3 protein-coding genes and 1 pseudogene are annotated in these 3,005 nt (G+C 42.2%); 1 reads left to right on the top strand and 3 read right to left on the bottom strand.

The features are described from left to right. The 3 genes and pseudogenes from HFK82_RS00400 to sstT all read right to left on the bottom strand — a co-directional run. A partial coding sequence (locus tag HFK82_RS00400; protein WP_168260405.1) for an ECF-type riboflavin transporter substrate-binding protein occupies window positions 1-445 on the bottom strand: 445 nt, incomplete at its 3' end. Between the two features lie 3 nt (window positions 446-448). Then, window positions 449-1,286: pseudogene (locus tag HFK82_RS00395) on the bottom strand (SAM hydrolase/SAM-dependent halogenase family protein). A 153-nt stretch (window positions 1,287-1,439) separates the two neighbouring features. Further along, on the bottom strand, window positions 1,440-2,660 hold the full coding sequence (sstT, locus tag HFK82_RS00390; RefSeq protein ID WP_168260404.1) for a serine/threonine transporter SstT: 1,221 nt from the start codon (window positions 2,658-2,660) through the stop codon (window positions 1,440-1,442). A 207-nt stretch (window positions 2,661-2,867) separates the two neighbouring features. Between sstT and HFK82_RS00385 the strand changes: the two genes are divergently transcribed. Further along, on the top strand, window positions 2,868-3,005 hold a 138-nt coding region (locus HFK82_RS00385; protein ID WP_206151235.1), incomplete at its 3' end, for a branched-chain amino acid transport system II carrier protein.

Genomic DNA, 3,005 nt, shown 5'->3' with positions numbered 1-3,005 from the left:
AAAATCCTTGTGCAAAGACTTTATTGGCTGGTTCGCTGTAAATCAAAATGTCACCATAAGGTGCGATAATCCCCCAGCCCACGACATTCGCAAGAATTTGCACCACATTAAACAAAACGTAATCCTTAGCAGTTAAGGGATTTTTCTCAATATTGATGCGTTTTGACAACAAACCAATAGCTAGTCCAATCAAGCCACTAACTAAAGCCCAAGTCCACCACGGAGAACCGTATTGAAGGGCGTCTTTTAGGGCGTGTCCGATAAAGGCTGAGAAAAAGCCAACCGTTGGACCATAAATAATCGCAAAGAGGGCAATCACAGCATACTGCAGCTGGATATTCGTGTTTGGAATTGGCGTTGGGATGTTGACTAAAGTCCCGATGATGATAAACAAAGCAGCCCCAATTCCTGTCGCAACAACGGTTTTGATTGATTGATTTGTCATGAACTATCCTCCTAATTTTTTAATTTCGATATGCCAGTTTGAACCCACACCGACATTATAAGCTTTGGCAAAAGAACCTTGGTTAATGGCTAAACCAACACGGTAAAGAGAATTGATATAGAGAATTGGCTGACCAATGCGAACATCCGCAAAAGATTTGCCATAGGTGACTTGATTTTGATAAACCAACATATCGTTGTTGGAAATGGTCACTTCAAAGCGGTCACCAAATTCAGGTTCTAAGGTGTAGAAATCTTCACGTTTGATAGATGTCCACAAAGACCCAAAACGCACATCCAAGATATCCACAGCTCCACGAACAAAATTGTCCCCAATCACCGTTTCAACAACAGGCAATTCGAGCACAGCATCCACGGGCAATTCTGGTCCAACTTCTTCAAAAGTGATGTGCCCGCTGGCTAATTTAGCACCTGTATAGGCATAGACATCACGACCGTGGAAAGTGTAAGAATACTCGGTGTTTTGGCGTCTATTTTTGACTTCTGAAATTTCACGAATAGCCTTGATACCCATATGAGTTTTGATGTACGTCAAGGTACCGTTGTCAGGCGTCACGATGTATTGATTGTTTTCGGTCAAAGCCACCACACTTTTACGTTTTGAGCCAACTCCAGGGTCAACAACAGAGATAAAAGTAGTGCCTTCAGGCCAATATTCCACCGTTTGGAACAAACGGTAAGAGGCTTCAAAAATATTGTAAGGAGTGATTTCGTGCGTTAAATTATGGATTTTCATCTTGCAAAGCTATCCCAACCATAGCCGCAACGGCTCCGTCAACCAGACCAAAATCTGATTGCAAAACAAGTAGATGATTTGTCAAAATAGTCTTTTTTCTCCTTTTTGATGTTGCTTTATTTTAACATAAACTAGGGCTATTTTAAAGCAGATTTTCTTTTGGAAGCGCTAGCCATTTGCCAAATAGACAAAAAAAGCCTGAGATAAGCGCTATCTCAGACAGTATTGTTCGTTTTTTCTATTGGTTGGCTTTTCCTTTGCCCCAAACGGATTTTTCTGCCACAGCGGTAAATAAAACGTCGGTTGATGAATTCAAAGCTGTTTCGCAAGAATCTTGTACCACACCGACGATAAAGCCAATGCCGACAACTTCCATGGCAATGTCATTTGAAATGCCAAATAAGCTACAAGCAACGGGAATGAGCAACAAAGAACCGCCAGCAACACCTGAAGCCCCACAAGCTGAAATGGCAGATACCACGCTGAGCAAAAAGGCAGTTGGAAAATCAACATGAATCCCCAAGGTATTAACAGCAGCCAAGGTCAAAATATTGATGGTAATCGCTGCACCAGCCATGTTAATCGTTGCTCCCAGCGGAATAGAAACCGAATAAGTGTCCTCATCCAAGCCCAAGTCCTCACACAGTTTCATATTGACAGGAATGTTGGCAGCTGAACTTCTAGTGAAAAAGGCAGTCAAGCCCGATTCACGCAGGCAACAAAAGACCAGCGGATAAGGATTTTCACGAATCATGATAAAGGCGATGAGCGGATTGACCACCAAGGCAACAAAAAGCATGGTACCAACTAAGGTCACAATCAACATCCCATAATTGGCCAAAATCCCAACCCCATTGTCAGAAACGGTTTTAAACACCAAACCTAGAATACCAAACGGCGCTAAATTGATAATCCAACGCACCACTTGTGACGTCACTTCTGCCGTTGTTTGAAGCAATTCTTTGGTTTGTGGGCTGACATTTCGCAAGGCTAGACCAAAAATGACCGCCCAAGCCAAGACCCCGATGTAATTGGCAGAAGCCACGGCATTCACAGGGTTATCCACAATCTTGAGCAACAAGTCCTTAAAGACCTGTGCAATCCCTTCTGGTGCCGATAAATTGCTATCGCTCACGCCGTCTAAAGTTAAAGTTAGCGGGAAAAGGTAGTTGACCATAACGGCCACAAGGGCTGCCGCCAAGGTCCCAATCAGATAAAGTCCGATAACGGTGGACATATTGGTTCGCTTACCTCTTTCGTGTTGTGACAAGGCATTTGCCACCAAAGCAAAAACAAGCAAAGGCGCAATAGCTTTCAAACCACCAACAAATAAATCTCCCAACAGACCGATGACACTCACCTTAGGAATCAGCATTCCCAAAAGCAAACCAAGCACCACCCCGATGACAATGCGTTTGATTAAACTGGTCCTATTCCAAACACTGATAAAATGTCTCATAGAAACTCCCTTCATAACGAAATAACTTTCTTATCATAATATAAAACAAGGGCTTCGTCAAACGATGCTTGCCCCCCATACCCCATTTTGCAATTGCCAATTCACGACTATTGACGGTTAAGAATCCGTTCGATATAATAATTGTCAGACATTTCTCTAAATTATAATTGTCTCAACTTTAATATATCTCTTAACGAGGAGGAGATTATGAAAACCTTTAAAAATATCTATGTCATCATAGGATTTATGTTATTTGCTCTGTTTTTTGGAGCAGCTAACTTGATTTACCCAGCCTTTTTAGGGATTTACTCTGGAAGCAATTTGGCGCTTGCCATTATCGGCTTT

The organism is Streptococcus alactolyticus (assembly GCF_012277075.1).
Classification (GTDB): Bacteria; Bacillota; Bacilli; order Lactobacillales; family Streptococcaceae; genus Streptococcus; species Streptococcus alactolyticus.
Note: the sequence above shows the minus strand (reverse complement) of the source record. Positions and strands in the feature narration are given on the sequence as shown.